Genomic DNA, 25,808 nt, shown 5'->3' with positions numbered 1-25,808 from the left:
CGCTGGACGTCAGCCTTACATCCTCTTGGCTCATGTGAGACTGGAACACGAAGAAGGGGTGTGGTGAAGCCTTTTGAATCATCTGCAGATGAGCGATTTAAACTTTGAAAATAATCAGTCCACCAATCCACTTAGATAAGCGACATATGTTCCAGTGTCAGTAATCGAGATATACACATTTCTCCCAATCTTTTCGCGTCTAATATATCCTCGCGTCTCTAATTTTTCAAGGATTGTTTTATTCAGTTTCATTAACTGACGACTTTGACGAGTTCTTTTTTCAACGATTGCTCCATATTGGCTATTCTTACGTTTATCGTCATCGACCAGATCGATATCGTCGTAAAACAATTCTTGAAATCCCTCTACCTGCAACTCTTTTAATCTGCCCAGTAACTCCCGTGTATTGACCTTTTTTCCTTTTTCACAAAGAAAAGCCAGTATATTCATACCAATGGGATCCGGCATGTCGAATTTCAGGTTGGTCAAGTAAGCGATCTTATTACTATCACAGACGCTGAGACCATGCTTTTGCCGTTCATCTGGATCATCAGGGTAATTATCAGCATGGACGTAGTAAACCTGCACATCATGATGCATGCCAACGAGCGTTGCAGCTACGGAAGTCAAGCGGCCCGCTGCAGACATATTCATTCGGATCCTGTTCCCTTCGGCCTTTTCCTTAACAATAATTTTCGAAATGCTCTTTGTTACTTCAAGGAAGTCGAATAAATTTACCGATTCGCATTTTACGTCAATTTCTCTTTTTTCTAGGGCCTCTTTCACTTTGCTCGCGTAGTAGCGCTGGTCATCAACCATTTTCATTGCAGCAGAAGGATCGTGCCATCGAGTGAGGATATACACCCGATCTGCGCTACTATCCTCAAAAGGTTTCACTGCCCGGTCATACTCATGACCGAGCGGAATAATATGGACGATTTTTTCCATCCCCGCCATGCAGTCCCCTCACGAATCCACGATATGCTAATGACGTTAACGATGCTAACGACGTTAAGGAGAATGTGTATATTGCGTATAAGAATCCTTCTATTATATCAGGTGTGAAAATGGTTCGATCACCTTCTAAGCGTGGCATAGACTACGAAAAACAGAAATCGGCTGCACATGGGGCTCGCCATGTTGGCGGCCCTGGCAAACACGACTATGAGAGAGGAACCGCTCGAGGGGAAGTCAAGTGTCGGGGTTCCCCTGTAACAAAGCCCGAGTTACAGCGAATGGTGAACCAAAAAAGGATCACTGAAGTCGACAGCAAAGGGGGCTACACAGGTCCTGCAGTTGAATACCGGGATCGATATCACCCGGATGTAAAGCTCTTCAAGCGTGGAAAAAAGATCTAAAGGAGAAGATACTTTGGCTCAAAGAATTGCAGGAATGGGATTTTCTGCATCAGGAATAGTAGGCGTTCTCATTCTTGCCGGTATTTTCCTATCGGCAACAGGTGTAAGTCAGATGGTAGGTCAAATTGCCATTGGAAGCGGTGTTATCATCGGAATTGTATTGGGAATACTTGGCATTGTTGGTGTAGCATCAAGGTATTGTTAAAACAGCAAATCCATACTTTTCAAGAGTATCTTGATCACCGTCTCGCCCGAGACGGGTTTATGCCCGGGCACCCTCGGCCACCTCGAACGTCGTGATGATCGGCCTTCTCCCGTCTTCCAGCGGGAAATCTGTGCATCCGGTGACGGGTGCACGAGCCTCACGCCGGAGGGGTGGGGCTTCCTCTAAGTACAGCTCCGTAGCCTCCTTCAGGTTGGCCACCGCCTCCTCCACCGTCCTGCCCTGGCTGACGGTGCCGACCTCCGGGCACTCCGCTACGTACATGTTCTCTTCCCTGTAGAGCACGGCCGTGAACGTCCTCATGATCTCATCGATAGAACAGCATCTCCCTTCAGGGTGATAACACTGACCGAAGTGTTCGGATGGTCGTCTACCTTCGACCCGAAGGCAGCCCCCTCCCGGGAACGACAACATTCATCATCTCCTCACCCCCAGCTACGATCAAGAAGAGGAGAGAACCCATATGGCTGCTCAGGTGCGCCGGGAAAAGAAGAACGAGTTCGTCGCGAAGCTCGAAGAAGTGCTCCCGCTGCTCCGGGAGCGGTTCGGCGTCGCGAAGATCGGCATCTTCGGGTCTACAGCCCGGGGAGAGGAGCGGCCTGACAGCGATGTGGATGTGCTGGTCGAGTTTGCGCCGGGGCAGACGACGTTTCGGAACTTCATGGAACTTGCCTTTTATCTGGAGGAACTTTTCGGGCGCCGGGTGGACCTCGTCACCGAACAGGGGCTCAGCCGATACCTGCGGCCCTATGTCGAACAGGAGGTTGTCTGGTGTGATGCGTGATGAACTCTTCCTCCGTCATATCCTTGATGAGATCGTGCTTCTCCGCGAGATCGGTAGAGATCTGACATACGAGGACCTGCTTCGTGACCCGGTGCGGCAGCATGCGATCGTCCGGGCGATCGAGATCATCGGAGAGGCCACGAAGAACATCTCCGAGCACCAAAAAGAGCAGCATCCGGAGATTCCCTGGAAGCTGATGGCCGGGTCGCGGGATAAACTGATTCACGCATATTTCGAGGTAGATTGGAGGATCGTCTGGGCTATTCTGGAGACCGAGATCCCGGTTCTCGAACCGAAGGTTCAGGCAATCCTGCTCGCTCTTGACGCATCAAACCAGGAATGATGAGCGAAAGGTTCACCGGGGATTTCAAATCTCGTTCTTCCATAGGAATAGTGTGAGCTTCTGAAGCGTTCTGAGTCTGAGTAACGGTTAGCAGGAGATCGATCGCTTGCATCGGCAGAACCCGGGAGATGGGAGGTACCTGCCCTCATGCAACGAGGAGGTCCCGGGTGGTGGTCTTCTCCTCCGGCACGGCGATGCCTCCCTCGTGAGGGACGGTAGGGAGGCGGCAATTGTCGCCGGTCAGGGCAGATCCATATTACTCTTGGGAATGCATTATAAAATCCGCATCATCACATATTGCCGACAACGAACTGTACATTCTTCGCCAGCGCGGGATCGTATCTCGTCGCGTTCTCAAAACACAGTCTTGCCTCGTCGGTCATATTCATATTCGTCAGAATGACTCCTTTCAGGAACCAGGCCAGCCCGTATTCCGGGTCCAGTTCAAGCGCCTTATTGCAGCTCTCCATTGCTTCGGCGTACTGGTTGTAGTAATTGTTGTAGTACATTCCCCTGATGCACCACGCCTCGGCATTGTCCGGCTCCGCTGCAACCTGGTTATCGTAGTATTCCTGGTTTTTGGTTATACAGCCGCTGGTAAACAGAATAAGTATCAACGCACAGCAGAGGCATGCGGTCGGCGACGGAGCCTTCATAGAGCCGTATTGGACCCGGCGATTAATCAAACCTCTGCCGCTGCCGGGAAGAGGGCGTTCTTGGATGAGACATGGCAGCCGGACGGTTACGTATATATGAGGAGCCCGAGCCTTATCCTGTATGTAGAGAGGCTCGATAGAGAAAATAGGGGCGACGTTCGCGGAGATGAACCGCCACTTCGAGGAGAGGTACCGGGAGACGTTCGCACTACCCGAGGATGCCCTGCAGGAGAGGAAGAGCGGGACGATGCGGATCGCAACCTTTCAGTTCAACTGGGTCTTCGGAGAGGCCGACGGTTACGAATACATGGAGTTCTACCGCTTTCATCGTTTTGGAGACGAGCATGCCCGGATATGGGAAGACGGCACCGTCGAACAACTCGATACCCTCGAAACCATGTACGCGTACAATCCAGAGATCCCCGGGGATGAGGAACGAAAGAGGGAGGAGTCGGCGCAGAGGTATGAGAGCCTGCTTGAGGAACTCTTGGATGCCGGCCTTCTGGAGGAGGTGCCCGGTCACACGGCCGTAAACACGTTCCTGGTCTTACGGGAGGACGAGGAGTAACGGTTCCCACCCCGGAAACAACACCGACGAAGAGCCGCCGCTCCCGTGATCTCCGCCGGTCCTGCAGAAACGACGCCCCGTGCAACCGCCCGCCCCCCCTCATCGCGGCCCCGCACAAAAGGTATTTTATGTATGACAACAGATTAAATGAGGTAAACGGGGCGCGAAACCGCAATCGATGCATCTTCCGTCTCCGTTCATGCACTGAGCATGTTATCACCTCATATCCGGGCGAGGGTTGCCAAGCCAGGTCAAAGGCGCCAGGTTGAGGGCCTGGTCTCGTAGGAGTTCGAGCGTTCGAATCGCTCCCCTCGCATTCGTTTTTACGGAATTAATTTATTTAGTCCTCTATTGCCGTTAAGGAGTCCCCAGCGCCCGCGCAATGTCGCCGGCCCAGGCCTCGATATCGTCCCAGTTGCGGAAATCGCCCTCGGGAAGGAGCGCACGGGCGGCCGGCAGCTTCCGGATCAGCCGGTGCTGGAGTCCGAGCCTGCCCGGGTCCAGTGCCCCGAAGAAGACACGGTGGTCCCGGGGGTGGATGATCTCCCGGAACTCGCCGATCTCTTTGGGCTCCAGTTCCGGGTCGTCCGGGCTCGCTCCCGGTTCGAGTTGGAGCGGGCCGCTGCTGAACAGCCACACCGGCCGTTCGGCAAGGACTGTCCGGTTCCGCCGCACGAACTCCGCTGCCTCCTTCATCCAGTGCTCCATGTACACGGCACTCCCGATCACGACGGCGTTATACCCTTCGAGGTCCGGGGCCGTGTCGACGCTCCGGGCATCCGCCTGCACGCCGTGCTCCCGCAGCTTTTCGGCGATGAACTCTGCAATCTCCCTTGTAGACCCGTATCTACTTTTGTAGACAACGATAACGTTCATGTGCGCCCAATCCTACGAAGACACCTGAATCCCGTCGCCTCATAAGCATAACTGCTCGTTTTGGGGCCCCGGGGTGTACACCGGCTCGCCCGCAGAAGATCGCTCACCCATCCTGCGTGCTTTTCCTGAGCGTGAACCGGAACGCAGCGCCCTCCTCCGGATGGCCGGGCACCCGGTCCTCGACCCGGATCTCCCCGCCGTAGCGCTCGATGAGCATCCGGGAGATGAAGAGTCCAAGCCCCTTGCCCGGACCTCTGGCTTTTCCGCGCTCCAGCCGGCGGAAGAGTCTCTCCTTCACGTCGTCCGGAACACCGGGACCGGTGTCCTCGACCGAGACCTCGACCTCCCCGTCCAGCTCGCTGACCCGGATGGTTACCTCGACGTCCGGTCCACCGAACTTGACAGCGTTGCCGATGAGGTTCGCAAAGACCTCGGAGAGGAGTCCGTCCGCCCTCACCTCGGCCGGCGCGCCCTCGTACCGGATCGATGCCCCGGGGAAGGTCTCGATCTCCTTTCGGACGACGGTATCGAGGTTCACCGGAACAAGCAGGGACGGCTCCTCCTGAAGCCGCCTGATGGTGGCGACATTCCGGAGAATTTCATTGCTCTTCTCGACACTGCCGCGCAATTTCTCTGCATACGCACCCGGCTCGCCCTCCAGTATCTCGACCATGAGATCTGCGTACATCGTCGTGACGGTGTTGGCGTTCCTGATGTCATGGGTCATGATGTCGAGATACAGGTTCGCCTCACGGTGCGCATCCTCAAGTTTCTCGTAAAGTTGTCTTCGCTCCTCTTCCGCCTGCTTCCGATCGGTGACGTCCCTGATATTGACGGTGGTGATCGGACTCCCGCGGACGGTGTAATGCGCCACCGAGACCTCAAGCCACATCTCTCTGCCGTCCCGGCGCCGGAAAAATATCTCCCCTGGCTCCTGCGTGCCGGAACCTTCCGGGACCGGGTTGCTTTCCAGATCCCTGATAGGCCTCCCTACGACCTCCCTGCTGCTGTAGCCGAGTATGCTCTCGGCGGCAGCATTCCATACCAGCACGTTTCCTCCCGCGTCCAGGCCGATGATTGCGTCGGGGGACGACTCGATCAGGAACCTGTAGCCTTTGCTGGAGGGAGGAAAGATGTGGTCCAGCACGTAATGAACGTCCGCCGTGCGGCCGCCCGAAAGGCGGAGGATCAGGAGCAGGGCCAGCAGGAAGTACAGGGAGGCACCCCACTGCCCTGCCCTGCCTGCCCAGGCCATGAGGTCGCCGCGGGACAGGGTGAGCAGGTACGCGATCTGGCCGAGGGCGAGAAGAGCCAGCGCCAGACCGTATAGGTACTGGAACGACGAACGCGAACGAATATAGTTTATAAATACCACCAGCGCAGCAGCGGCAAAGAGACCCGCAGCGAGGGTGATGACCACCTGTCGGATCGCGGTCCCTCCCTCTCCCGGGATGAAGAATACGGGAATCACCCCGGCCGTGCTCGCGATGACGATCAGGGTGACCGCCGCTATGCTGCCGCCGTAGCCCGCTGCGAGTGCAACCGCCCGTTGTCGCGGATCGGGCCTGGCGAGTCCGATCGAGAAGACGGCGAGCAGAGCGCCGACGAGATGCAGGGCACCGGCGAGAACGGCACCGAGATTCTGGATCTGCACCCCGTTGTTCAGGCTGATCGGGGTCCCGACCAGGTTCGCAAGCAGAATGGCCAGGCCCAGCACGAGAATGCCGGATCCCATCCAGACAAGCTGCAGCCGCCCGGTCTTCATCGTGCCCCATGCCACCAGAACGGCCAGGAGCACGGAACCCATGTTCGGGAGGACATTGAGTGCCGCCTGGAAGGGAGCAACGAAATCAAACGGAATATTCACGAAGGACTGGGCCGCAACGACCAGTGCCAGCAGAAGGACGGGTGCGGCGGCAAGCATCTGCCAGTTGGGCCCCTGGCTCACGAGTCCGGTGCTGCTGTCCGCTGAAACCATACAAGTTGCCCGATCATGAGCTTGTTTTTGTGCTACATTAACACCGGGTATTGAACATACCGTCGGACACCCTGGACCCGACGACTTCCCGCGGTCTTACCCTCGGAGATGGGAAGAAGAGATGTTCTATCCTGTCCGGAGGACTTACGCCAGGGCTTCGTGACGCTGCTGGCAGCGTGCCTGCAGTTCATCCCACTCGTCCGGGTGCTCTTCCGCCCACTCCTGGAGCGCATGGACTATCCGGCCCCGCGACTCGGGATCTCCCCGGTAATTTACCAGGATGCAGTCAACAACAACCTCGATCAGTTCTTCCGGATTTTCATTGGTCTCCATCATACCCTATACCTCCCGCGATGCGCCCCCGGTGCTCATACCGGGTGAAGATTCGACAGCATATAATCCTGATCCTCCTCCGGCGGCAGCCCCCGCCGGTCTCGCGTTTGCCAAAAAAGAGATGAAGCAGCCCGACTTTTGCCGCCGGGCCGCTCCCGGGCCGCGTGCCTGTATGCCGCAGGGATTTATCTGGCTCCCGGCCGAAGAGCTACGGGAACAATCATGAAACTCGGTGTGCTCTTCTCCGGCGGGAAAGACTCCATATTCGCCTGCTGGAAGGCGATGCAGCAGGAAGAAGTCGTCTGCCTGATCACGGTCGTCTCCAGGAATCCCGAGAGTTACATGTTCCACACCCCGAACATCCGCCTCGCCGCACTGCAGGCCGGGGCGGCGGGGCTTCCCCTCGTGGAGGTGGAGACGGCAGGCGAGAAGGAGACGGAACTCCAGGACCTGAAGCGGGCCCTCCTCGCCGCCAGGGAGCGGTTCGGGATCGAAGGAGTCGTCACCGGGGCGGTCCTCTCGGTCTACCAGGCGGCACGGGTCCAGCGGGTCTGCCGCGAACTGGGCCTCTGGTCGTTCAACCCGCTCTGGCTCGCGGACCAGGAGGCGTACATGGAGGAACTCATCGACGCAGGGTTCCGGGTCATCATCGCGGGCGTCTTCTCCTGCCCCTTCGACGCGTCCTGGCTCGGGAGGGAGATCGACCGCCGCGCCCTCGACGAACTCCGGGAGATCGCCCGGAAGTACCAGATCACCCTGATCGGGGAAGGAGGGGAGTTCGAGACGTTCGTCGTCGACGCCCCCTTCTTCGTTCAAAGGATCGCGATCGAGGAGGCATCCAAGGTCTACCGGAACTACAACGGCGTCCTCCGGATCGAGCGGGCGGGGCTGGTGGCAAAATGATCCTCGTTATCGACCTCTGCTACCGGGACGGTTCGCTCTCCCGGGACGAGTTCGTCGGGCCGGTCGAACGGCTTCTCCACAGGATCGGAGCGCCGTTCACCGTCCGCCACTACACCGCCGTCGGGGCGCCGGAGATCGAGGCCGCGGATGCGGTGATCCTCTGCGGGACGGCACTGAAAGACACCGGGTTTGCGGAGCATCCTGAACTGTTCGGGTGGCTTCCTGCGTTCGAGCGCCCGGTTCTCGGCATATCCTCCGGCATGCGGGCCCTCGCGGCGGCCTTCGGCGGCGGCATCGAGCCGTGCTGCGAGATCGGCATGACCGACGTCCGGGTGCTCGCGCCCGACCCCCTCTTTGCCGGGAGGGAGGATTTCCCCGCATACGGGGTGCACGAATATGCCGTGCAGGTGCCCGAAGGGTTCCTGCCTCTCGCCGCCTCGGACCGGTGCGTCCAGGCGATCCGGCACCGCTCGCTCCCTCTCTACGGCCTCCTCTTCCACCCGGAGGTCAGGAACGAGTGGGTCATCGAACGGTTCCTCGGGCCGGTAACGGCCGGTCAGTAACACTTATCCCCGGACCCCGGGTAAAGGGTAGCGATGCTCCGGGATACGCCCCGGCGCACCTCGCACGGGGATGAAGCCTAGGTTACCCAGCACCCGGACCCTGCCGGCGGGGGGGTGAAGGAGTGCCCGACCCGCTCAGGCTGCTCGTCATCACCGGGAGCCCGGGCGACGCCCCCCTGGTCGGAGAGGCCCTTCGCAAGGCCGGGCTCCCGGCCGAGACGATCTCGCACCGGCTGGTTGCCGAAGGCCTCGACGCTCTCCGGCGAGAGTCGTTCGATCTTATCCTGCTCGACCCCGGCCGGGAGCCCGGGGCGGCGGCGCGGGTGAGCGAAGAAGCCCCCGGTACCCCGGTCGTCATCCTGGCCTCGCGCGACGACCTCGATGCGGCGGTCGGGGCGCTCTGGCATGGTGCGGACGACTACCTGGTCCGGGAGACCATCTCCCCCGAACTCCTGGTCTGCACCGTCCGGCACGTCCTCGCGCTGAAACGTGCCGAGGTGGCGCTCGGCAGAGTGGAGCACCTGTGGCGCGAGATCGGCAGGAGCCTGCACGAAGGGGTCCTGGTGCTCGACCCGGGAGGCACCACGATCTTTGCCGGCGCCCGGATGGCGGAGATCCTCGGTTACGCGGTCAGCCGGATACAGGGCGCCTCTTTCCTCTCCTTCGTCGACCCGGGCGACGTCCCGCGGGCGAAGACGCTGATCGAGCAGGGCGAGTGGCGGCGGGCGGAGGCCGAACTCCGGCTCCGGCGTTCCGATGGAGCGACGATCGACGCCCTCCTCGCCGCCTCCCCGGTCACCGGCGGGAGTCCCGGGTACCTGGGCGTGGCCGTCGGTGTCATGGATGTCACCGGACAGAAGATCGCCGAGGAGAAGGGCCGGCGCAGGAACGCCCAGCTCTACGTCATCAACCAGGTGGTCAGGACCGCCACGTCGTCGGCGGGCATGGACGAACTGCTGGCAGGCGTGCTCGAGAAGGCCCTGGAACTCCTCGATTTCGAAGGGGGCAGCGTATACCTGCTCGACCCCGGTCGGTCCAGGGCCGAACTGGTCGCCGAGATCGGGCTCCCGAAAGGGTTCTCGTTCCGGCGGCGGATCGTCGACCTGAACGCTCCCCCGTACGATGCGGTCCTCGGACAGGGTATGGCGCACTTCGTGGAGGACTACCTGCACGCCTACCCGCAGGATGCCGGCGCCGGAATCCAGGCGTTTGCAAGCATCCCCATCATCGCCGGGGAGCGGGTCGTCGGCGCCGTCAACCTGGTCAGCCGGAAGGTGCACGTCTTCTCGCCCGACGAGCGGGACCTGCTCGCCTCCATCGGCCGTGAGGTCGGGAGTGCCGTCGAGCGGATGCGGCTCCACGAGCAGGCGAACTTCTACCTGGATCTCATGACCCACGACATCAACAACGCAAACACCGTCGCCATCGGCTACGCAACGCTCCTTGCCGAGACGCTCTCCGGGCCGGAGAAGGACCTTGCCGGGAAGCTCGCGGCCGCCGTCAGGCAGAGCGCCGAGATCATCGGGAACGTCTCGACGATCCGGCGGATCGCGGAAGAGGCCCTCGTGCCCGGGCCGGTGAACCTCGACCACATCGCGAGGAGCGTCATCTGCTTCTTCCCGGACGTCGATATCCGCTACCTGCCGGAGGACCGGTGGGTCTCTGCCGACGACCTCCTGTCGGCGGTCTTCGTAAACCTCATCGGCAACGCCGTCAAGTTCGGCGGCCCCGGCGTCTCGGTCCTGATCACCTCCCGGGAGGAAGGCGGGACTGCCCTGGTCTCGGTCGAGGACACCGGTCCCGGGATACCGGACGCCGAGAAGACCCGGGTCTTTGAGAAATTCAGGAAAAGCGGGAGAAAGAGCGGCAAAGGGCTCGGTCTCCATATCACCCGCACCCTGGTCGAGCGTTACGGCGGCCGGGTATGGGTCGAGGACCGGGTGCCGGGGCATCCCGAACGCGGCGCTGCGTTCCGGTTCACGCTCCCGGCATGCCCGCCCGTCACCGGCCGTAGCGGTTGATCGTGTTGATCAGGGCTGCGAACCCCTCCATCTCCTTTTCGAGCACTTCCGTCCGGGTCATGCCCATGCTCATCTCCGCGTCGGCCGTCAGCATCTCGGGGCCGCGCACCACCTCGCGGTCGACGCCGTCGGCGGAGAGGATCTTTTGGGCTTCGGCGTCATGGACGAACGCCCGGCCGGGGAGGATCACGACGTCCTCGAGTTTCGCCAGGTTCACCCCGGCGAGGTCGTCGGCGGTGATGAGGCAGGCGATCTCCTTCTTGACCGCAACAACCCTCGAGATCGAGCCCCGGATCGAGAGGATCCGCTGGATGAAGGGGGCCGCGACGCTTCCGGTGATCACCGTCGCACGCTTCCGGACCCGGGGGAGTTTCTTTAAGAGGTCGGGCTCGTGGAGGATCGCGAACGGCGACCCGATCGAGGGGTCGCCGAGCGGGGTCCCGCTGATCTTCATTGAGAACCGTTCGTTCAAGTCGGTGACGATCTCGTGGAACTCGTCGACGGTATGGACCTGCTGCCCCTCGATGAGGGGCGCGTTGCCGAGGATGAGCCCCTGGTCGGTCCGGTTGGCAAACCGCATCAGGATCAGCCCTTTTGCACCCCGCTCCTCCAGCCACGCGCAGGTCTGTTCCAGGGTTTCGCCGTCGTTGACGCCGGGAAGAACGACTGCTGCGGCATAGACGTCGATTGCGCCGCAGAGCCGGTCGAGGACCGCGAGCGAGGCTTCCGGCGTCGGGTCGTGCATCCACTGCCGCCGGAGGTCCGGGTCGGCGGCGAAGACGGTGTAGGAGACCTCGGAGAGACCGTTCTCGATGAGGAAGTCGGCTATGGCCGGGTCGTCGAATCCCTTGCCGCTGGTGTAGCCGATGTGGAGCGGCGCCTCCATGCTGCCGAGCAGTTCGACGAGGTCGCGGAACTCGGGGTAGCAGCTCGGGTCACCGCCGCCGCTGATGGTGATCCGGTCGATATCGTCGCCGATCCCCTGGAGGTTCGCGAGCGTCTCGTCGGCGACGGTCCGGAGGTCCTTGAACCCCGAGTACTCCTCGCGCACGCCCCGGGTGCAGTAGTCGCAGCCAATTTGGAAGGGGAGGCAGAACCTGCAGCCGAACGCGGTCGTCCCCTTGACGTGTTTGAAGTAGCAGTACGAACAGAATCCCCGGCAGTCGAGGCCGGGCCGGCCTCCGAGATCGACGGTGAGGTGCGACATCCTGCTGGTACTTCTGTGCTTCTCTGTTATGAACGTTGCAGGCCCGTCTCTGCCGTCTTCTCACGGCCCGGTTCGCCGGCCGGCCGTCCCGGTGAACCGGGACAACGGCGGCACCCTGCACCTTTATGGTCCGGCGGGGCGAGGTGGCCGTGGTATGCGGACGAGCCACCGGTTGCTGCTCCGGTTCTATCATGACCCCGGCTACGACTTCTCGCGGGTCGAGGTCGAGTACGTCGACCGGGGGGCGCCCGGCGACCGCTCCACGGTGCGGGGCGACCGGGTCGTCGCGCTCGATGCGCAGTACCTGGAGGTGGACGCCGGGACGCATGTTGCCTGTATCCCGTATCACCGGGTCCGGCGGATTCTCTATGATGGCGAAGTTATTTGGGAGCGCGATTGGCGCGAGAGTAGCGAGCGGCAGGAGCGCGAGCACCACTAGGTGCGAGTCACGACGTTCCGTCAGGAACGGAGCGCGAGCACCGTTAGGTGCGAGTTACGGCGATCAACCGGGAGATGCCGGGGAGGAGTGAGGAGAGCCGGCGCCATCTGTTTTACCGCAGACAGCCCATGATATTAAGGTATGCACCAGTGGCTTAACTGGCAGAGCTGCTGACTTGTAATCAGCAGGTCCCGTGTTCAAATCACGACTGGGGCTTCTTATTTTGAACAACGGTTAAATTGAAGAGTTATTCTATAACTAATTGCTGTTATTGCCTTATTTTAACAATGATTAAAACACAGTTTCGAAATCTATATCGAATAGGAAATAATCCTCATTGAATATGCATAAGCAATTATGTGTGCTGGTCGCCCTTACCGCTCTCATTCTTTCCTCTGGCTGTAGTACCACAACCACCAGCAATACTCAATCGCCCATACAACAGGCAACAGGATCGCTTGAACTCTCATCAACTCCTCAGGGGGCGGAGATTTATCTTGATGGCGTCTATCGCGGGACGACTCCTTCAAGGATCCCGGATCTGCCGAATGGTTCCTATCAGGTTGAACTTCGACTCCATGACCATACAGCATGGGACATGGATGTTGAGGTCCAGGCAGGCAATACGTCGTATATTGACGCAACCCTTGCCCCTATTGTCGTTCCTACCACGATCCCCACACCCGTGCCAACCACGATCCCGCCCAAAACCGTTGTTGGATGCTGGGAATTGGACACATACAAAGGTAATAGCACGGGTACATATCACCTTGAATTACAATCGGGAGGAACCGGGCGGCTTACTGTAGGATACCCGATGATCATCCACTGGTCTCAAGATCCAACCACAAACGTGATTTACGTTTCTTGTGCGAACCCTCACGATCCTACGAAAATTTCGCATATGGATCTCGACTATGATGAAACCACTGACACCTTAATCTGGCGAGAGGTTTCTGCTCCATTTACCCGGGTGCCCTGTTAGATACGATACCATCTTTTTTGAGTAAATAAGTTGGTATTGGCGGGATTGCCTTATGGTATGCCAGGAGTGCGGGAACTATCAGAAGAAGTTATTCTGTGGATCCTGTGGGACCGCTCTGCTGTCTGCGGAGGTAACGGGAGGAGGCTGCCAGGAATAAGCGCCACCTTTTTTTATCGAGAGGGCTAATGTATAGAGGATGCCCCAGTGGCTTAGCTGGCAGAGCGGCTGACTTGTAATCAGCAGGTCCCGAGTTCAAATCTCGGCTGGGGCTTAAAATCCTATTTACTAACTCATTTCCAAAATCGGAGGCATATTTTCGATAATTTGATGGGCAGACGGGGGATGAACACTGCAGAGACATATTCCCGGCAGAGGTACGGAAAGATATATATGTCCTTCAGATGCGTATATCTCATTGTATTGCACATGTAATACATACGCACGCCACATATGCGGGGTGGGTGTAATGGCGAAGGCTATCGAGTTAGGATTGAAATTAAAGGGTGAGGATGCTCGTAGGTTCGAGAAATTCCTTGAGCACAACGTTCTGAGCACACGCGGTCAGTTTTTAGTCAAGGAAGCCGCGGTGCGTTCTCAAAAGCGATCTTAATGGTAGAACCAATTCCTGATGAAGAGTTGGAGTACGTCACTCTCCATGAAGGAGTTGACGTTAATTCTTTTTCGTGTTGCAGTAAGCCCGAAGAAATTGATTTAGAGGAATTTCTAAAAGAAGATGCATTGCGGTGCCAGAACCGTTTTTTCTCCGTCACCCGGGTAGTTTTTTGGGGGGAAACTCTTGTGGGATATTTTACGCTCGTAACCGATTGCATCGAAAAAGAGGAAATGATACGAGGAGATCGAATAAAGGGTTATAAATATCGATTTTACCCGGCAATAAAAATTGCAAGGCTGGCAGTTCACGACAATTACCGACATCGCGGTATCGGAACCAATATGCTCATAGAAATCTTTTCTATAGTGGGCGGCATCACTGAAAATGTCGGATGTAGAATTCTAACTGTTGACTCTAAGCCAACCTCTGTAGAATTCTATGAAAAATCAGATTTTCGAAGGGCTTTAGTCAATCCAGAAGATCCGCCAAAGGATACCATTCCTTTTTATTTTGATATTTTACATATCATCAAGGCGAGAAAAAGTTTATAGATGCCCATTTATGGACTTAATTTTTGAAATACGGACAAAAACGGTTCGGCTCGCCCAGATGACACAGGCGTGCTGAAAAGAGAGGGTCTGGTTACGTCATCTCAAACCCAACCCCCCACCCCATCGTAGCCCTTTTCACCAGATCCAACCCATATATATACATGGCCTCGTACGTCCACCGGATAGAGGTACAATACTCCCGCGATCCACGGCTGCCGACGCGTACCGAGAGGTTCCGCTCGCTGGGCTTCCCCCTGCGCGAGCTGCATCTCGTCGACGTCTATACCATAGCGACCTCCAGAAGAGACTTCTCCCCCGAGGAACTCTCGCAGATCGGTGCGCAGCTCAGCAACCCCGTCGTCCAGCAGTACTCCGTAGACCGGCCGACCGAGGCCGACTTCGATCATGCGATCGAGGTAGGGTTCCTGCCCGGGGTCACCGACAACGCCGGGACGACCGCGAAGCAGACCATCGAGGACTACTTCGGGTTCCGGTTCGGCGAGGGGGAGGCGGTCTTCTCGTCGCAGCTCTACCTCGCGAGCGGAGACCTGACTCCCGAATCCCTGCAGAAACTCACCGCCGCCCTCGCAAACCCGCTCGTCAACCGCGTGCACGTCAAGAGCCGGGAGGAGTACGGCGAGAGGGGAATGGTCCCGATCGCGCCCTTCGTTCACCTCCATGAACTGCAGGCTGCCGGGACCGTGGACCTCGACCTGCCCGACGCGGAACTCGCGCGCCTCGGAAAAGAGGGGATCATCGACCCCGAGACAGAGGAGCGGAGGGGGCCGCTCGCCCTCGACCTCGCCCAGCTCCACGCGATCAGGGACTACTTCCGGGGGCTCGGGCGGAAGCCGACGGACGTCGAGATCGAGTCGCTCGCCCAGACCTGGAGCGAGCACTGCAAGCACACGATCTTTGCGTCGGCCATGGACGACGACGTCCCGCGAGGGCTCTACAAGACGTGCATCCAGGCGGCCACCAACACGATCCGGAAGGAGAAAGGAGATAACGACATATGCGTCTCGGTCTTCACCGACAACTCCGGCGCAATCGTCTTCGACGACGAGCACCTCGTGACCTGCAAGGTCGAGACGCACAACTCCCCCTCGGCACTCGACCCCTTCGGCGGCGCCCTCACCGGCATCGTCGGGGTGAACCGCGACACGATCGGGTTCGGCCTCGGGGCCAAGCCCTGCATCAACGTCTACGGCTACTGCGTCGGCGACCCCGGGACCGATCCGGCCCTCTTCCGCGGGAAGAACCGGGAAAACCCCATCCTTCCTCCCCGGAGGATCTTCGAGGGCGTCATCAGCGGCGTGGGCGTGGGCGGCAACTGCTCGGGCATCCCGACGCCGCAGGGGTGGTGCTACTTCCACGACCGCTACGTGGGAAAACCCCTCGTCTTTGCAGGCACGGTCGGCGTGATGCCGCGCGCCCGTGACGGGAAGAACCTCCACGAGAAGCAGGCCCTGCCCGGCGACCTCGTCGTCATGGTGGGAGGACGGGTCGGCAAGGACGGCATCCACGGGGCCACCTTCTCCTCGGAGGCCCTCGACCCGGCAAGCCCGGTGACGGCGGTCCAGATCGGCGACCCGATCACGCAGAAGAAGTTCTCCGACGTCATCGTCAAGGAGGCCCGCGACCTCGACCTCTACCGGAGCATCACCGACAACGGGGCGGGAGGACTCTCCTGCTCCGTCGCGGAGATGGCGAAGGAGTCGGGCGGGTGCCACGTCCTCCTCGACCGCGTGCCGCTGAAGTATCCCGGCATGGCGCCGTGGGAGATCTGGATCTCCGAGTCGCAGGAACGGATGACGCTTGCCGTCCCGGAGGAGAAGATCGAGGCGTTCATGGACCTGATGAAGAGGAGGGAGGTCGAGGCCACCGTCATCGGGACGTTCACGGATACCGGCAGGTGCGTCGTGGAGTACGGCGGAGAGAACGTCATGGACGTCGACCTCGACTTCCTCCACGACGGCCTGCCGAAGAAGCACCTCCGGACAGAGCCCGTGGAGACGGCCTACCCCGAGCCGGACATCAAGTGCCCCGACCGGCTCGACGACCTCCTCCTTGCCATGCTTAAGCGGAAGAATATCTGCTCGAAAGAGTTCATCTCGACACAGTACGACCATACCGTCCAGGGAGGGCACGTCCTCGGGCCCGTGCAGGGGAGCGGGCGGGTCCAGGCCCCGGCCACGCTGACGAAGGTCGTCCCCGGGTCGATGAAGGGCGTGGGGCTCTCGCAGGGCCTCTTCCCGTCCTACTCGGAGCTCGATCCCTACCGCATGGCGGTTGCCGCGATCGACACGGCGATCCGGGGTCTGGTTGCGACAGGCGTTCCGCTGGATACCATCGCGCTCCTCGACAACTTCTGCTGGTGCTCCTCCGACGAACCGGAGAGGCTCTGGCAGCTCAAGCGCGCTGCGTTCGGGTGCCGTGACGGTGCGGTTGCGTTCGGGACACCGTATATCTCGGGCAAAGACAGCATGTTCAACGACTTCTCCGGGTTCGACGCCGATTCGAACCCCGTGAAAGTATCCGTACCCCCGACGCTCCTCATCTCCTCGATAGGCGTCCACCCCGATGTCGCGACCGCGGTATCGATGGACGCGAAGTTCGACGGCGACCTCGTCTACGTCGTGGGGGAGACCGGGGAGGAGCTCGGCGGGTCGGAGTACCTGGCACACCTCGGCATCCCGGGCGGCACGGTCCCGGCCCTTGATATCGAGACCGCAAAGGTGCGCTACGGCAGGATGGCCGATGCAAGCGAGAAAAAACTCGTCGCCTCCGCCTTCCCGGTCACCCACGGGGGACTCCTCGTCGCCCTTGCAAAGGTCGCGATCGCCGGGGGCGTCGGCATGGACATCGCCATACCCGGCGGGATGCGCCCGGACTGTTACCTCTTCTCGGAGTCGCTCGGGCGGTTCGTCGTCACGGTCGCTCCCGCCGACCGCGAGGCGTTCGAGGAGATCTTCGGCCGCGACGCGCACCTCCTCGGCCGCGTCGGCGGCACGGCGTTCCGGGTATCGGGAGGAAGAACCCTCATCGAACAGCAGGTCACGGCGATGGAAGCTGCATACAAAGCGCCTTTCGGGGGGTACTGAGAATGGCTCGCGCAAACAATGCCAGAGCCCTCATCATGAGCGGCTACGGGATCAACTCCGAGATGGAGACGCAGGAAGCCCTGATGCGGGCCGGCATGGCATCCGATATCGTCCACATCAACGACCTCATCGCAGGGGAGAAAACCCTCTCCGACTACCGGCTGATGGTCTTCCCCGGCGGATTCTCCTACGGCGACGATACCGGCGCCGGCAACGCCTACGCAAACCGCGTCCGGAACAACCTCTGGAGCGACGTAAAAGACTTCCTCGCGGGAGACAACCTCGTCCTCGGGATCTGCAACGGGTTCCAGATCCTCGCAAACCTCGGCCTGATCCCTGCGTTCGACCGGGACTATCCCCGTGACATCGCCCTGATGCCCAACATTAAGGGCGTGCTCGAGTGCCGGTTCGTCACGCTGAAGCCTGCGGCGGAGAACCTCTGGACGAAGGGCATCGCCCACCTCTACTGCCCTGTCTCCCATGGCGAAGGGAACTTCTCCTGTTCGGAGGAGACCTTAAAGCGGATCGAGCGGGAGGGGATGGTCGCGTTCCGGTACTGCCGCGACGACCTCTCCCCCGCGGGAGGGGAGTACCCGTACAACCCGAACGGATCGCTCGCGGACATCGCCGGGATAACGTCGGCGGACGGAAAGGTTCTCGGGCTGATGCCGCACCCCGAGCGGGCCCTGGAGTTCGTGAACCTCTACGACTGGCCGACCCGAAAAGAGCGTTTGAGGCGCGAGGGAAGACCGCTGCCCACCGAGTCGATGAACATGCAGTTCTTCCGCAACATCGTCGCGTACTTCGGGGAGTAACCCGATCGAAGCATTATAGAAGAGATCACCCGTTTCGAGAGGGGGAGGCGTGCCGGGAACCGGCAGCCTCTAAACGATCGTGGGCTCCACCGTAGCGGGAGCCCGCTTCCTCTGTCCCGGTCTCTCCTCACACCGAGAACAACTGCCCGAGTTCCACCTTCTGCCAGTCGCGGTCCACGACCTTCATCCAGAGCGTACGGGTCTCCGGGACAAAGACCACCTGGTGATCCGAGGAGTATGCCATACCTTCGAGCGTGCTGTGCCGGAAGGTCGCGCCCCCGTCCTGCAGCAGCACATCGCGGATTGCAACCATCTGCTCCCCGTCGATCGATCCCCGGTTCTCTTCGGCGAGGCGGAGCAGGTTGTCATATCGCGTGGTCGAGTGCTCCGCCGGGGGCGCCGCAAGCCGCCACGCCGGGTCCACGAAGTGGTTCGCAGCGGCGATCACGCCCGGGCCCTCGCGGCGCTTGATATCGTAGACGGTCTCCTCGTAGGAGTAGGCCCGATCAGGTCCGGCCGCGTTCACGATCCATGCGCAGTTCGTGCGAGTGGTCATGATCCCGGCATCGAGCCCTTCCATGTCGGAGTAGTCGAGCATCAGCCGGAAGAACTCCCCGACCAGGTCAGGCCTGCCGGCGATCTCGAGGGTGCTGCCGGAGTCCGCCGCGTTATCGTCGGCGATGAAGAGCCCCGCGCTGTTCATCAGGGTCTCGGGGCGTGCTCCTGCCGGGCCGAAGGTCGCGACACCGTTGCTCCCGTCGGTCGGGTTGTAGACCGCGAGGGTGTAGTAGGGGTAGAAGACCGAGAAGACGTCAGGCAGGTCGTAGTTGCGGGAGAGGACCACCGAGCCGTCCGGAGTGTAGTTGCCCCATACCGCCACAAAAGAGCACCCTGCCTTCGCGCCGTAGGTCACCAGGTAGACGATCGGTCCCTCATAGAGGACATCGACCTCTTCTGTGGAAAGACCGGACGTCTCCGCGATGCCTGCCCGGATCTCCTTCATCCGCTTCGACTGAAGCGCCGTTGCCGTCCGGGCGAACTCGCCGACTTCTTCCTCGGTATACCCCGATGCCGTGAAGTGGGAGCGGAGCATCGCGTACTCGGCCTGGAGTTCTTCCTTCATCAGGGCGCCGTACTGCCGCCCCATCTCCCGATAGGTGCCGGAGAGGACCACGACGTGATACGATCCTGCTTCATAACGCGTGCCGTTGCCAAACACAGCAACCTGCGCGGGTCCGGTGTCGGCAGCCCCCGCATTCTCCGAAGAGAGGACGACCGCCGTCGCGGGAACCACGAGCGCCAGTGCAATAAGGAGGTAGAGTAGTTTCACGAAGAAACATCTTTGCCGGGATGGATAAATCTGCTGAAATAAGTTGTATGCGCCTGTTTTTCAAGTTGCGAGCAGTTTACCCGCTCTATCAACTCTCATATCCCGGCACACGGCATAACAACTATATTATCCTCCCGGGAGAATAGCCCGGCCGGAACACCACTCAAACGGAGGAGTCACCACGAAGATCAGGGTCGCCCGCTGTTTTGCAGAAGAGAGCGCCGATACACCGGCGGTCCTGGAAGTCGAGGTGAACCAGGGAGACGTCCCATCTGCAGACGAGATCCTGACGTTCGCCTCCATTCACGGCGACTTCGTCTGTATCTCCGACCGCATCTTCCACCGGTTCGAGATCGTCCTCCCCCCGGAGAGCCGCCTCGAAGTCCTCAAAGACGCGCTCCTCCAGGTCGTGCACCTCGAGCGTGAAAGTTCCGGGGGCGGGGGGCTCAACCCCTACGAGGTCGAAGACTTCATCGATTCGCTCGAACGAACGCGGCAGAGGTTGCTGGGCAGCGACAACACGCCCTGATACCCCGCACCCTCTCCGACCTCCCGGTTCGTTCACCTTTTTGCCCGGGACCGCGAACCTGTAGATGATCGGAAGTGGCAGAAGAGGAGAGAGCGGCGGACGGTCTTGCCGTCAACACCATCCATACCATGGACTGCATAGCAGGCATGCAGCGCCTCCCGGCGGGCATTGTCGACGTTATCGTCACGTCGCCGCCCTACAACATCGGGAAGGATTACAACTCCTACGACGACAAAAAGCCCCGGGAAGACTACCTCGACTGGATCGGGGAGGTCGCCGCCGGAGCGGCGCGGGTCCTCGCCGACGACGGTTCGTTCTTCCTCAACATCGGCGGCAAACCCCGGGACCCCTGGATACCCTTCGACGTCGTCCAGCGGTTCCGCCCTCACTTCGAGCTGCAGAACGTCATCCACTGGGTCAAGTCGATCGCAATCGAAAAGGAGGACGTTGGAGATTACGAGAAGATCGCCGGCGATATCGCCGTCGGCCACTACCAGCCGGTGAACAGCGCCCGCTACCTGAGCCAGTGCCACGAGCACATCTTCCACTTCACGAAGAAGGGCGACGTGGCCCTCGACAAACTCGGCGTCGGCGTGCCCTACCAGGACAAGAGCAACATCGGCCGGTGGAAGGCGGCGGAGCGCGACCTCCGCGACCGGGGGAACACCTGGTTCATCCCCTACCGGACCATCCGCTCCTCCCGGCCCCATCCGACCAGTTTCCCGGAGAAACTCCCGGAGATGTGCATCCGGCTCCACGGCTGCCGGCCCGGGACGCTGGTTCTCGACCCTTTCATGGGCATCGGGAGCACGGCGCTTGCGGCGATCGCCCTCGGCGCGGACTACATCGGGTTTGAGATCGACCCGGAATACCGGGAGATCGCACGGATCCGGATCGCCGAAGCACGCCGCGAGAAAGAACAGAGCTGACGGATATTATATCCCAGAACCCCAAACGAGAGACTGATGGAGACCCTCATCGCCTTCGCCGCCGCCCTCGTGGTGATCACCGTCGCGTCGCTCAGGTATCGCCTCCCCCCGTTCCTCACCCTGGTCGGGACATCCGTTCTCTTCGGCTTCCTCGCCGGCATGCCGGCGGAGACGCTTATTGCGGCGATCACGGGCGGTGCCGGCAGGATCTTCTCCATCCTCGGGATCGTCATCTTCTGCGGGATCGGCATCGCCCAGGTCCTCCGCGAGAGCGGCCGGGTAGAAGAGATCGTCGCCGACATCCGGGGCCTGGTGCGCCGCCCCCTCGCCACGGCGGGAGCGGCCGGCTACCTCCTCTCCGTCCCCCTGATGTGCGGCATCACCTCGTTCGTCATCCTCGCTCCCATCCTCACGCACCTGCGCCCCGACCCGCAGGCATCGAAAACCCTCCTCTACTGCGCCGGCGTCGCCGGGATGATATCCTACGTGCTCCTGTACCCCGCCCCGGTCGTCTACTCCACCGTAACGACCCTCGGCCTCTTCTCCGGTGAGCCATGGACTATCGACCTCGTCGCCCTCCCGGTCTCCCTCCTTCTCCTCGCCGGGCTTCTCCTCGCCCTGCGGGGGCGCACGCTGCCGGCGGCGCCGGCGGAGGAACCGGCAGCCGGCCGGCACCTGCGCGCCTGGCTGCCGTTCCTCGTCATCGTCCTCGCGCTCGCGATCGGGTCTCTGGTCCCCCCGCTCCAAGCCCTTGCGAACATCAACCTGGCGCTCCTCGCCGGGCTCTTTGCCGCCCTTGCCACCGTTCCCGCCGACGTCCGGGAGAAGGCCCTTGCCCGGGGGACGAAGAACGCCGGGATCATCATCTTCGACCTCGCCGGTGCCGGGGCGCTCGGCGGCGTCATCGCCGCAAGCACGTTCCCTGCAGATGTGACCGCGCTGGTCATGGGCTATCTCCCCATAACCATCCTCCCATTCGTCATCGCCGCCCTGGTGCAGGCGGCACAGGGCTCGAGGGTCGTCACCGCGGCCGTCACCGGCAGCATCCTCGCCACGATCCCGGCCGTTGCAGTGATCGACCCGCTCGCCCTGGTGCTCATGGTCTCCGCGGGGGCGTTCATGTTCTCCTACGTGAGCGATCCCTTCTTCTGGCTGCTCAAACGGACGACCGGGGACGACTTCTCCGCGGTCGTGCAAAACTACACCCTGCCGCTCTCGGCGGCGGGCCTCGTCACGCTCGCGGCGGCGCTGGTGATCCAGGCCGTGCCGTGACGCAATCCATCAATATTCATCAAAAAATCTGCCCGGACCATGCCTATTATATAATTCGGGCGGTATGTAGTCCCTTGCCAGAGGGAGAATGATGGAAATAAAGTATGTATCGACGACATGCCCGTACTGTGGCACCGGGTGCGGGTTCAACCTCGTCGTCCGCGACGGCAAGGTCTTTGACGTGGCGCACTGGCAGCGCGCCCCGGTCAACGGGGGCAAACTCTGCCCCAAAGGACGCTACGCCCATGAATTCATCAACAGCCCGGACCGCCTGACAAAGCCGCTCATCAAGAAGGACGGCAAATTCGTCGAGGCGACCTGGGACGAGGCCTACGACCTGATCGCGGAGAAGTTCAGGTCCTACAAACCCGACGAGATAGCCTGCCTCTCCTCCGCCCGGACCTCGAACGAGGAGAACTACCTGATGCAGAAGTTCGCCCGGGTGGCGCTCAAGACCCCGCACGTCGACCACTGCGCCCGGCTCTGCCACGCATCCACCGTCGCGGGACTCGCGGCGGTCTTCGGGTCCGGTGCGATGACCAACTCGATCAAGGACATCGCCGACTCGAAGTGCGTCTTCGTCCTCGGTTCCAACACCTTCGAGCAGCACCCGCTCATCGCGCGGAGCATCATTCGCGCGAGAGAGAGCGGCGCGAAGGTGATCGTGGCCGACCCGCGCAACACCCCGACCGCCAAGCAGGCCGACCTCTACATGCCGTTCGTCTCCGGGACCGACGTCGCCATCTTAAACGGCCTGATGCAGGAGATCATCAAAAACGGCTGGGAGGACAGGGAGTTCATCGCACAGAGAACGAAGGACTTCGAGAAACTCAAGGAGGTCGTCATGAAGGATATCTACAGCCTTGAAAACGTCTCGAAGACCTCCGGTATCCCCGTCGAGAGCCTCAGGACCGCCGCCGAGTGGATCGCACAGGCCGACGTCGCCGCGCTCATCTACTCGATGGGCATCACCCAGCACACCGTCGGCGTCGACAACGTCAAATCGACCGCCAACCTGATGATGCTCACCGGCAACCTGGGCAAGCCCGGCAGCGGCGTGAACCCGCTCCGCGGCCAGAACAACGTTCAGGGCGCCTGCGACATGGGAGCCCTCCCGAACGTCTACTCCGGCTACCAGAAGGTCACCGACGAGGCGACCCGAAAGAAGATGATGGAGATGTGGGGGGTCGACGATATCGCCGAGGGCAGGATCGGTTACACCGTCACCGAGATGGTCAACCTCCTCGCCGACAAACCCGGCGAGCTCAAGGCGATGTACGTCATGGGTGAGAACCCGATGCTCTCCGACCCGGACCTCCACCACGTCGAGGAGGGGCTCAGGAACCTCGAGTTCCTGGTCGTGCAGGATATCTTCATGACCGAGACCGCCGAACTTGCCGACGTCGTTCTGCCTGCGGCATGCTACGCCGAGAAGGACGGCACCCAGACGAACACCGAACGTCGAGTCCAGCGCTGGAAGAAGGCGCAGGACCCGCCGGGCGAGGCGAAGTCCGACTGGCAGATCATCTGCGAACTCGGGAGCAGGCTGGGCTATGAGAAGCAGTTTGCGTTCGAAAGTCCCGAAGCGGTCTTCGAGGAGGTCGCCGCCGTCACGCCGTCCTACCACGGCATATCCTATGCCCGCCTCGACCCGGACGGCCTGCACTGGCCCTGCCCGACCGAGGAGCACCCGGGAACGCCGATCCTCCACCGGGAGAAGTTCGCCATGCCCGACGGACTCGGCGTCTTTTCCCCCATCGAGTGGAAGCCGCCCGCCGAGGTGCCGGACGCCGAGTACCCCTACGTGCTCACGACCGGCCGGACACTCTGGCAGTGGCACACCGGCACCATGACCCGCCGGTCGTGGAGCCTCGAGAAGGAGGCGCCCATCGGCTGGATCGAGATCAACTCCGAGGATGCAAAAGAACTCGGGATCAAGGACGACGAGGTCGTCCGGGCGAGCACCCGCCGCGGATCCGTCGAGATCCCCGCACGGGTCACCCCGGAGATCATCAGGGGCGTCATGTTCATTCCGTTCCACTACAAGGAGCATCCGGCGAACAGACTGACCCACAACGCGCTCGACCCGATAGCGAAGATCCCCGAGTTCAAGGCCTGTGCTGTGAAGGTCGAAAAAATTGCGGAGGTGTGAGATATGGCAGGAAAAGGCGATTTACTCTATGCATGGACGACGGACGACGAACTCCGGGAGAGGGCGGAGACGGGCGGAGCGGTCACCGCGCTGCTGCGCCACGCCCTCGAGAGCGGCATGGTCGACGCGGTCTTTGCGGTCAGGAAGGGTGCGGACGTCTACGACGCGCTGCCGGCGCTGATCACCGACCCCGCCGAGATTGGGGGGATTGCGGGGTCGCTTCACTGCGGCACCCTGCTCCTCCCCAAACAGATGCGGCGGTGCCTTCTTTCCACCGAGCCGAACATGCGGATCGCCACCGTCCTCAAAGGCTGCGACGTCAAGGCGATCTACGAGATGGCCAAGCGCGGCCAGGTCAATCTCGACAACATCATCGTCATCGGCCTCAACTGCGGCGGCACCATCCGGCCGGAGACGGCGCGGATCATCGTCCGGGAGAAGCTCGGGCTCGACCCCGACGACGTGGTCAAAGAGGAGATCGACAAAGGAAAGTTCATCGTCATCACGAAGGACGGCCAGCACGCCTCCGTCTCGATCGACGAACTCGAAGAGGGAGCGGAGGACCTCCTCGGGAGCGAAGGCCTCGGCCGCCGGTCCAACTGCCGCCGGTGCAAGATCAAGATCCCGCGCCAGGCGGATCTGGCCTGCGGCAACTGGGGGGTCATTGGCGATAAGGCCGGAAACGCCACCTTCGTCGAGGTCTGCTCTGAGAAGGGAGCGAACCTCCTCAACGGTGCCGTGCAGACCGGGGCGGTCGCCACCGAACCCGCGAACCCGAAGGGTGTCGAGATCCGCGGCAAGGTCGAGAACGCGATGCTGAAACTCGGCGACAGGTGGCGGGAACGCTACTTCGGGGCGCTCGGCGAGGGCACGGAGCGCCTGAACAAGATCAGGGAGCAGACGAGCCGGTGCATCAAGTGCTACTCCTGCATCGAGAACTGCCCGATCTGCTACTGCATCGACTGCAGCACGAAGAAGGATTACCTGGTCGAACCCGGCGTCATCCCGCCGCCGTTCATGTTCCACCTGATCCGGTTCGCACACATCTCGGACTCCTGCGTCAACTGCGGCCAGTGCGAGGAGCTCTGCCCCGTGGAGATCTCGAACTCGGTCTTCCTCCACGCAATCCAGACCGATCTCGAGAAGCTCTTCGGGTTCCACCCCGGCGAGGATATGACCCCGCCGGTGCTTGCGCTCGTCGAGGAGCGATCGGAGCGCGACCGGCTCATCGCCACCGGGAGCGACCAGATCTTCGATATCTTCAAGTGACCGGAGA

Annotated in this window: 25 protein-coding genes and 3 tRNA genes; 20 read left to right on the top strand and 8 right to left on the bottom strand. The window is 60.9% G+C overall.

Going from position 1 to position 25,808, the window contains the following annotated elements; genetic code table 11:
- Positions 1-114: 114 nt before the first annotated feature.
- Positions 115-957, bottom strand: coding sequence for an HFX_2341 family transcriptional regulator domain-containing protein (locus tag DIC75_RS07385; protein WP_250987388.1), 843 nt, complete (start codon positions 955-957; stop codon positions 115-117).
- 384 nt (positions 958-1,341) lie between these two features.
- Here DIC75_RS07385 and DIC75_RS07380 point away from each other — a divergent pair, with 384 nt between their 5' ends.
- Positions 1,342-1,563, top strand: a complete 222-nt coding sequence (locus DIC75_RS07380; RefSeq protein WP_250987387.1) for a hypothetical protein — start codon at positions 1,342-1,344, stop codon at positions 1,561-1,563.
- A 57-nt stretch (positions 1,564-1,620) separates the two neighbouring features.
- On the opposite strand, the gene DIC75_RS07375 is transcribed toward DIC75_RS07380, so the two are convergent.
- The gene (locus tag DIC75_RS07375; RefSeq protein ID WP_250987386.1) at positions 1,621-1,884 is read right to left on the bottom strand and encodes a type II toxin-antitoxin system HicB family antitoxin; all 264 of its coding nucleotides are present in this window, start codon (positions 1,882-1,884) and stop codon (positions 1,621-1,623) included.
- A gap of 160 nt (positions 1,885-2,044) precedes the next feature.
- On the opposite strand from DIC75_RS07375, the gene DIC75_RS07370 reads away from it, so the two are divergent.
- Together DIC75_RS07370 and DIC75_RS07365 are read left to right on the top strand one after the other, a co-directional pair.
- Positions 2,045-2,365 carry a nucleotidyltransferase family protein gene (locus DIC75_RS07370; protein WP_250987385.1) on the top strand — a complete coding sequence of 107 codons (321 nt, stop codon included), beginning with the start codon at positions 2,045-2,047 and terminating at the stop codon, positions 2,363-2,365.
- A complete protein-coding gene (locus tag DIC75_RS07365; protein WP_014867885.1) occupies positions 2,358-2,708 on the top strand; it encodes a HepT-like ribonuclease domain-containing protein in 351 nt (116 codons plus the stop codon). Before DIC75_RS07370 ends, DIC75_RS07365 begins: the two co-directional genes overlap by 8 nt.
- Before the next feature lie 290 nt (positions 2,709-2,998).
- On the opposite strand, the gene DIC75_RS07360 is transcribed toward DIC75_RS07365, so the two are convergent.
- Complete coding sequence (locus tag DIC75_RS07360; protein WP_250987384.1) at positions 2,999-3,364, bottom strand: tetratricopeptide repeat protein; 366 nt, start codon at positions 3,362-3,364, stop codon at positions 2,999-3,001.
- Between the two features lie 166 nt (positions 3,365-3,530).
- Between DIC75_RS07360 and DIC75_RS07355 the strand changes: the two genes are divergently transcribed.
- Together DIC75_RS07355 and DIC75_RS07350 are read left to right on the top strand one after the other, a co-directional pair.
- On the top strand, positions 3,531-3,932 hold the full coding sequence (locus tag DIC75_RS07355) for a hypothetical protein (protein WP_250987383.1): 402 nt from the start codon (positions 3,531-3,533) through the stop codon (positions 3,930-3,932).
- Between the two features lie 231 nt (positions 3,933-4,163).
- Positions 4,164-4,248: transfer RNA gene (locus DIC75_RS07350), tRNA-Leu, on the top strand.
- A 41-nt stretch (positions 4,249-4,289) separates the two neighbouring features.
- Here the strand turns inward: DIC75_RS07350 and DIC75_RS07345 are convergent.
- The 3 genes from DIC75_RS07345 to DIC75_RS07335 form a co-directional block, all read right to left on the bottom strand.
- Positions 4,290-4,808 (bottom strand): flavodoxin domain-containing protein, encoded by a 519-nt coding sequence (locus tag DIC75_RS07345; protein WP_250987382.1) that lies wholly within the window; start codon positions 4,806-4,808, stop codon positions 4,290-4,292.
- A gap of 103 nt (positions 4,809-4,911) precedes the next feature.
- Positions 4,912-6,786, bottom strand: a complete 1,875-nt coding sequence (locus DIC75_RS07340; RefSeq protein ID WP_250987381.1) for an ATP-binding protein — start codon at positions 6,784-6,786, stop codon at positions 4,912-4,914.
- Positions 6,787-6,930: 144 nt separating this feature from the next.
- Complete coding sequence (locus DIC75_RS07335) at positions 6,931-7,122, bottom strand: hypothetical protein (RefSeq protein WP_250987380.1); 192 nt, start codon at positions 7,120-7,122, stop codon at positions 6,931-6,933.
- Positions 7,123-7,341: 219 nt separating this feature from the next.
- Between DIC75_RS07335 and DIC75_RS07330 the strand changes: the two genes are divergently transcribed.
- The 3 genes from DIC75_RS07330 to DIC75_RS07320 all read left to right on the top strand — a co-directional run bounded on the left by DIC75_RS07330 (position 7,342) and on the right by DIC75_RS07320 (position 10,606).
- A complete protein-coding gene (locus DIC75_RS07330) occupies positions 7,342-8,022 on the top strand; it encodes a diphthine--ammonia ligase (RefSeq protein ID WP_250987379.1) in 681 nt (226 codons plus the stop codon).
- On the top strand, positions 8,019-8,585 hold the full coding sequence (locus tag DIC75_RS07325) for a type 1 glutamine amidotransferase (protein WP_250987378.1): 567 nt from the start codon (positions 8,019-8,021) through the stop codon (positions 8,583-8,585). The genes DIC75_RS07330 and DIC75_RS07325 overlap by 4 nt, the downstream gene beginning before the upstream one ends.
- Before the next feature lie 122 nt (positions 8,586-8,707).
- Positions 8,708-10,606: an ATP-binding protein gene (locus tag DIC75_RS07320; protein WP_250987377.1), complete on the top strand. Its 1,899-nt coding sequence runs from the start codon at positions 8,708-8,710 to the stop codon at positions 10,604-10,606.
- Here DIC75_RS07320 and mmp10 read toward each other — a convergent pair.
- Positions 10,587-11,813, bottom strand: a complete 1,227-nt coding sequence (mmp10, locus tag DIC75_RS07315; RefSeq protein WP_250987376.1) for a methyl coenzyme M reductase-arginine methyltransferase Mmp10 — start codon at positions 11,811-11,813, stop codon at positions 10,587-10,589. The two genes, DIC75_RS07320 and mmp10, sit on opposite strands and share 20 nt — an antisense overlap.
- Positions 11,814-11,967: 154 nt before the next feature.
- On the opposite strand from mmp10, the gene DIC75_RS07310 reads away from it, so the two are divergent.
- The 7 genes from DIC75_RS07310 (at position 11,968) to DIC75_RS07280 (ending at position 18,320) form a co-directional block, all read left to right on the top strand.
- Positions 11,968-12,252 carry a DUF504 domain-containing protein gene (locus tag DIC75_RS07310; protein WP_250987375.1) on the top strand — a complete coding sequence of 95 codons (285 nt, stop codon included), beginning with the start codon at positions 11,968-11,970 and terminating at the stop codon, positions 12,250-12,252.
- 143 nt (positions 12,253-12,395) lie between these two features.
- A tRNA-Thr gene (locus DIC75_RS07305) sits at positions 12,396-12,468 on the top strand.
- 127 nt (positions 12,469-12,595) lie between these two features.
- Entirely contained in the window at positions 12,596-13,237 is a 642-nt protein-coding gene (locus DIC75_RS07300; RefSeq protein ID WP_250987374.1) for a PEGA domain-containing protein, read from the top strand.
- A 198-nt stretch (positions 13,238-13,435) separates the two neighbouring features.
- Positions 13,436-13,508 (top strand) — tRNA-Thr (locus DIC75_RS07295).
- Between the two features lie 338 nt (positions 13,509-13,846).
- The gene (locus tag DIC75_RS07290; protein WP_250987373.1) at positions 13,847-14,401 is read left to right on the top strand and encodes a GNAT family N-acetyltransferase; all 555 of its coding nucleotides are present in this window, start codon (positions 13,847-13,849) and stop codon (positions 14,399-14,401) included.
- Between the two features lie 161 nt (positions 14,402-14,562).
- Positions 14,563-17,505 (top strand): phosphoribosylformylglycinamidine synthase subunit PurL, encoded by a 2,943-nt coding sequence (locus DIC75_RS07285; RefSeq protein ID WP_250987372.1) that lies wholly within the window; start codon positions 14,563-14,565, stop codon positions 17,503-17,505.
- Between the two features lie 2 nt (positions 17,506-17,507).
- Complete coding sequence (locus DIC75_RS07280; RefSeq protein WP_250987371.1) at positions 17,508-18,320, top strand: phosphoribosylformylglycinamidine synthase subunit PurQ; 813 nt, start codon at positions 17,508-17,510, stop codon at positions 18,318-18,320.
- A 127-nt stretch (positions 18,321-18,447) separates the two neighbouring features.
- On the opposite strand, the gene DIC75_RS07275 is transcribed toward DIC75_RS07280, so the two are convergent.
- Positions 18,448-19,650 carry a C45 family autoproteolytic acyltransferase/hydrolase gene (locus DIC75_RS07275; RefSeq protein WP_250987370.1) on the bottom strand — a complete coding sequence of 401 codons (1,203 nt, stop codon included), beginning with the start codon at positions 19,648-19,650 and terminating at the stop codon, positions 18,448-18,450.
- Positions 19,651-19,900: 250 nt separating this feature from the next.
- On the opposite strand from DIC75_RS07275, the gene DIC75_RS07270 reads away from it, so the two are divergent.
- The 5 genes from DIC75_RS07270 to DIC75_RS07250 all read left to right on the top strand — a co-directional run bounded on the left by DIC75_RS07270 (position 19,901) and on the right by DIC75_RS07250 (position 25,801).
- Positions 19,901-20,179 carry a hypothetical protein gene (locus tag DIC75_RS07270; protein WP_250987369.1) on the top strand — a complete coding sequence of 93 codons (279 nt, stop codon included), beginning with the start codon at positions 19,901-19,903 and terminating at the stop codon, positions 20,177-20,179.
- Between the two features lie 74 nt (positions 20,180-20,253).
- The gene (locus tag DIC75_RS07265) at positions 20,254-21,108 is read left to right on the top strand and encodes a DNA-methyltransferase (protein ID WP_250987368.1); all 855 of its coding nucleotides are present in this window, start codon (positions 20,254-20,256) and stop codon (positions 21,106-21,108) included.
- Positions 21,109-21,144: 36 nt separating this feature from the next.
- Positions 21,145-22,380: a GntP family permease gene (locus DIC75_RS07260; protein ID WP_250987367.1), complete on the top strand. Its 1,236-nt coding sequence runs from the start codon at positions 21,145-21,147 to the stop codon at positions 22,378-22,380.
- A 91-nt stretch (positions 22,381-22,471) separates the two neighbouring features.
- Positions 22,472-24,532: a formate dehydrogenase subunit alpha gene (gene fdhF / locus DIC75_RS07255; protein ID WP_250987366.1), complete on the top strand. Its 2,061-nt coding sequence runs from the start codon at positions 22,472-22,474 to the stop codon at positions 24,530-24,532.
- Between the two features lie 3 nt (positions 24,533-24,535).
- Complete coding sequence (locus DIC75_RS07250) at positions 24,536-25,801, top strand: Coenzyme F420 hydrogenase/dehydrogenase, beta subunit C-terminal domain (protein WP_250987365.1); 1,266 nt, start codon at positions 24,536-24,538, stop codon at positions 25,799-25,801.
- Positions 25,802-25,808: the final 7 nt, after the last annotated feature.

Origin of the sequence: Methanoculleus oceani, assembly GCF_023702065.1 — an archaeon.
Classification (GTDB): Archaea; Halobacteriota; Methanomicrobia; order Methanomicrobiales; family Methanoculleaceae; genus Methanoculleus; species Methanoculleus oceani.
Note: the sequence above shows the minus strand (reverse complement) of the source record. Positions and strands in the feature narration are given on the sequence as shown.

Coding starts and splice junctions, on each gene's coding strand:
- DIC75_RS07340 (WP_250987381.1), bottom strand. CDS start 6,786: ATGGTTTCAGCGGACAGCAGCACCGGACTCGTGAGCCAGGGGCCCAAC.
- DIC75_RS07260 (WP_250987367.1), top strand. CDS start 21,145: ATGGAGACCCTCATCGCCTTCGCCGCCGCCCTCGTGGTGATCACCGTC.
- DIC75_RS07310 (WP_250987375.1), top strand. CDS start 11,968: ATGCGGACGAGCCACCGGTTGCTGCTCCGGTTCTATCATGACCCCGGC.
- DIC75_RS07355 (WP_250987383.1), top strand. CDS start 3,531: ATGAACCGCCACTTCGAGGAGAGGTACCGGGAGACGTTCGCACTACCC.
- fdhF (WP_250987366.1), top strand. CDS start 22,472: ATGGAAATAAAGTATGTATCGACGACATGCCCGTACTGTGGCACCGGG.
- DIC75_RS07330 (WP_250987379.1), top strand. CDS start 7,342: ATGAAACTCGGTGTGCTCTTCTCCGGCGGGAAAGACTCCATATTCGCC.
- DIC75_RS07300 (WP_250987374.1), top strand. CDS start 12,596: ATGCATAAGCAATTATGTGTGCTGGTCGCCCTTACCGCTCTCATTCTT.
- DIC75_RS07370 (WP_250987385.1), top strand. CDS start 2,045: ATGGCTGCTCAGGTGCGCCGGGAAAAGAAGAACGAGTTCGTCGCGAAG.
- DIC75_RS07285 (WP_250987372.1), top strand. CDS start 14,563: ATGGCCTCGTACGTCCACCGGATAGAGGTACAATACTCCCGCGATCCA.
- mmp10 (WP_250987376.1), bottom strand. CDS start 11,813: ATGTCGCACCTCACCGTCGATCTCGGAGGCCGGCCCGGCCTCGACTGC.
- DIC75_RS07335 (WP_250987380.1), bottom strand. CDS start 7,122: ATGATGGAGACCAATGAAAATCCGGAAGAACTGATCGAGGTTGTTGTT.
- DIC75_RS07290 (WP_250987373.1), top strand. CDS start 13,847: ATGGTAGAACCAATTCCTGATGAAGAGTTGGAGTACGTCACTCTCCAT.
- DIC75_RS07250 (WP_250987365.1), top strand. CDS start 24,536: ATGGCAGGAAAAGGCGATTTACTCTATGCATGGACGACGGACGACGAA.
- DIC75_RS07280 (WP_250987371.1), top strand. CDS start 17,508: ATGGCTCGCGCAAACAATGCCAGAGCCCTCATCATGAGCGGCTACGGG.
- DIC75_RS07325 (WP_250987378.1), top strand. CDS start 8,019: ATGATCCTCGTTATCGACCTCTGCTACCGGGACGGTTCGCTCTCCCGG.
- DIC75_RS07345 (WP_250987382.1), bottom strand. CDS start 4,808: ATGAACGTTATCGTTGTCTACAAAAGTAGATACGGGTCTACAAGGGAG.
- DIC75_RS07385 (WP_250987388.1), bottom strand. CDS start 957: ATGGCGGGGATGGAAAAAATCGTCCATATTATTCCGCTCGGTCATGAG.
- DIC75_RS07360 (WP_250987384.1), bottom strand. CDS start 3,364: ATGAAGGCTCCGTCGCCGACCGCATGCCTCTGCTGTGCGTTGATACTT.
- DIC75_RS07375 (WP_250987386.1), bottom strand. CDS start 1,884: ATGAGGACGTTCACGGCCGTGCTCTACAGGGAAGAGAACATGTACGTA.
- DIC75_RS07365 (WP_014867885.1), top strand. CDS start 2,358: ATGCGTGATGAACTCTTCCTCCGTCATATCCTTGATGAGATCGTGCTT.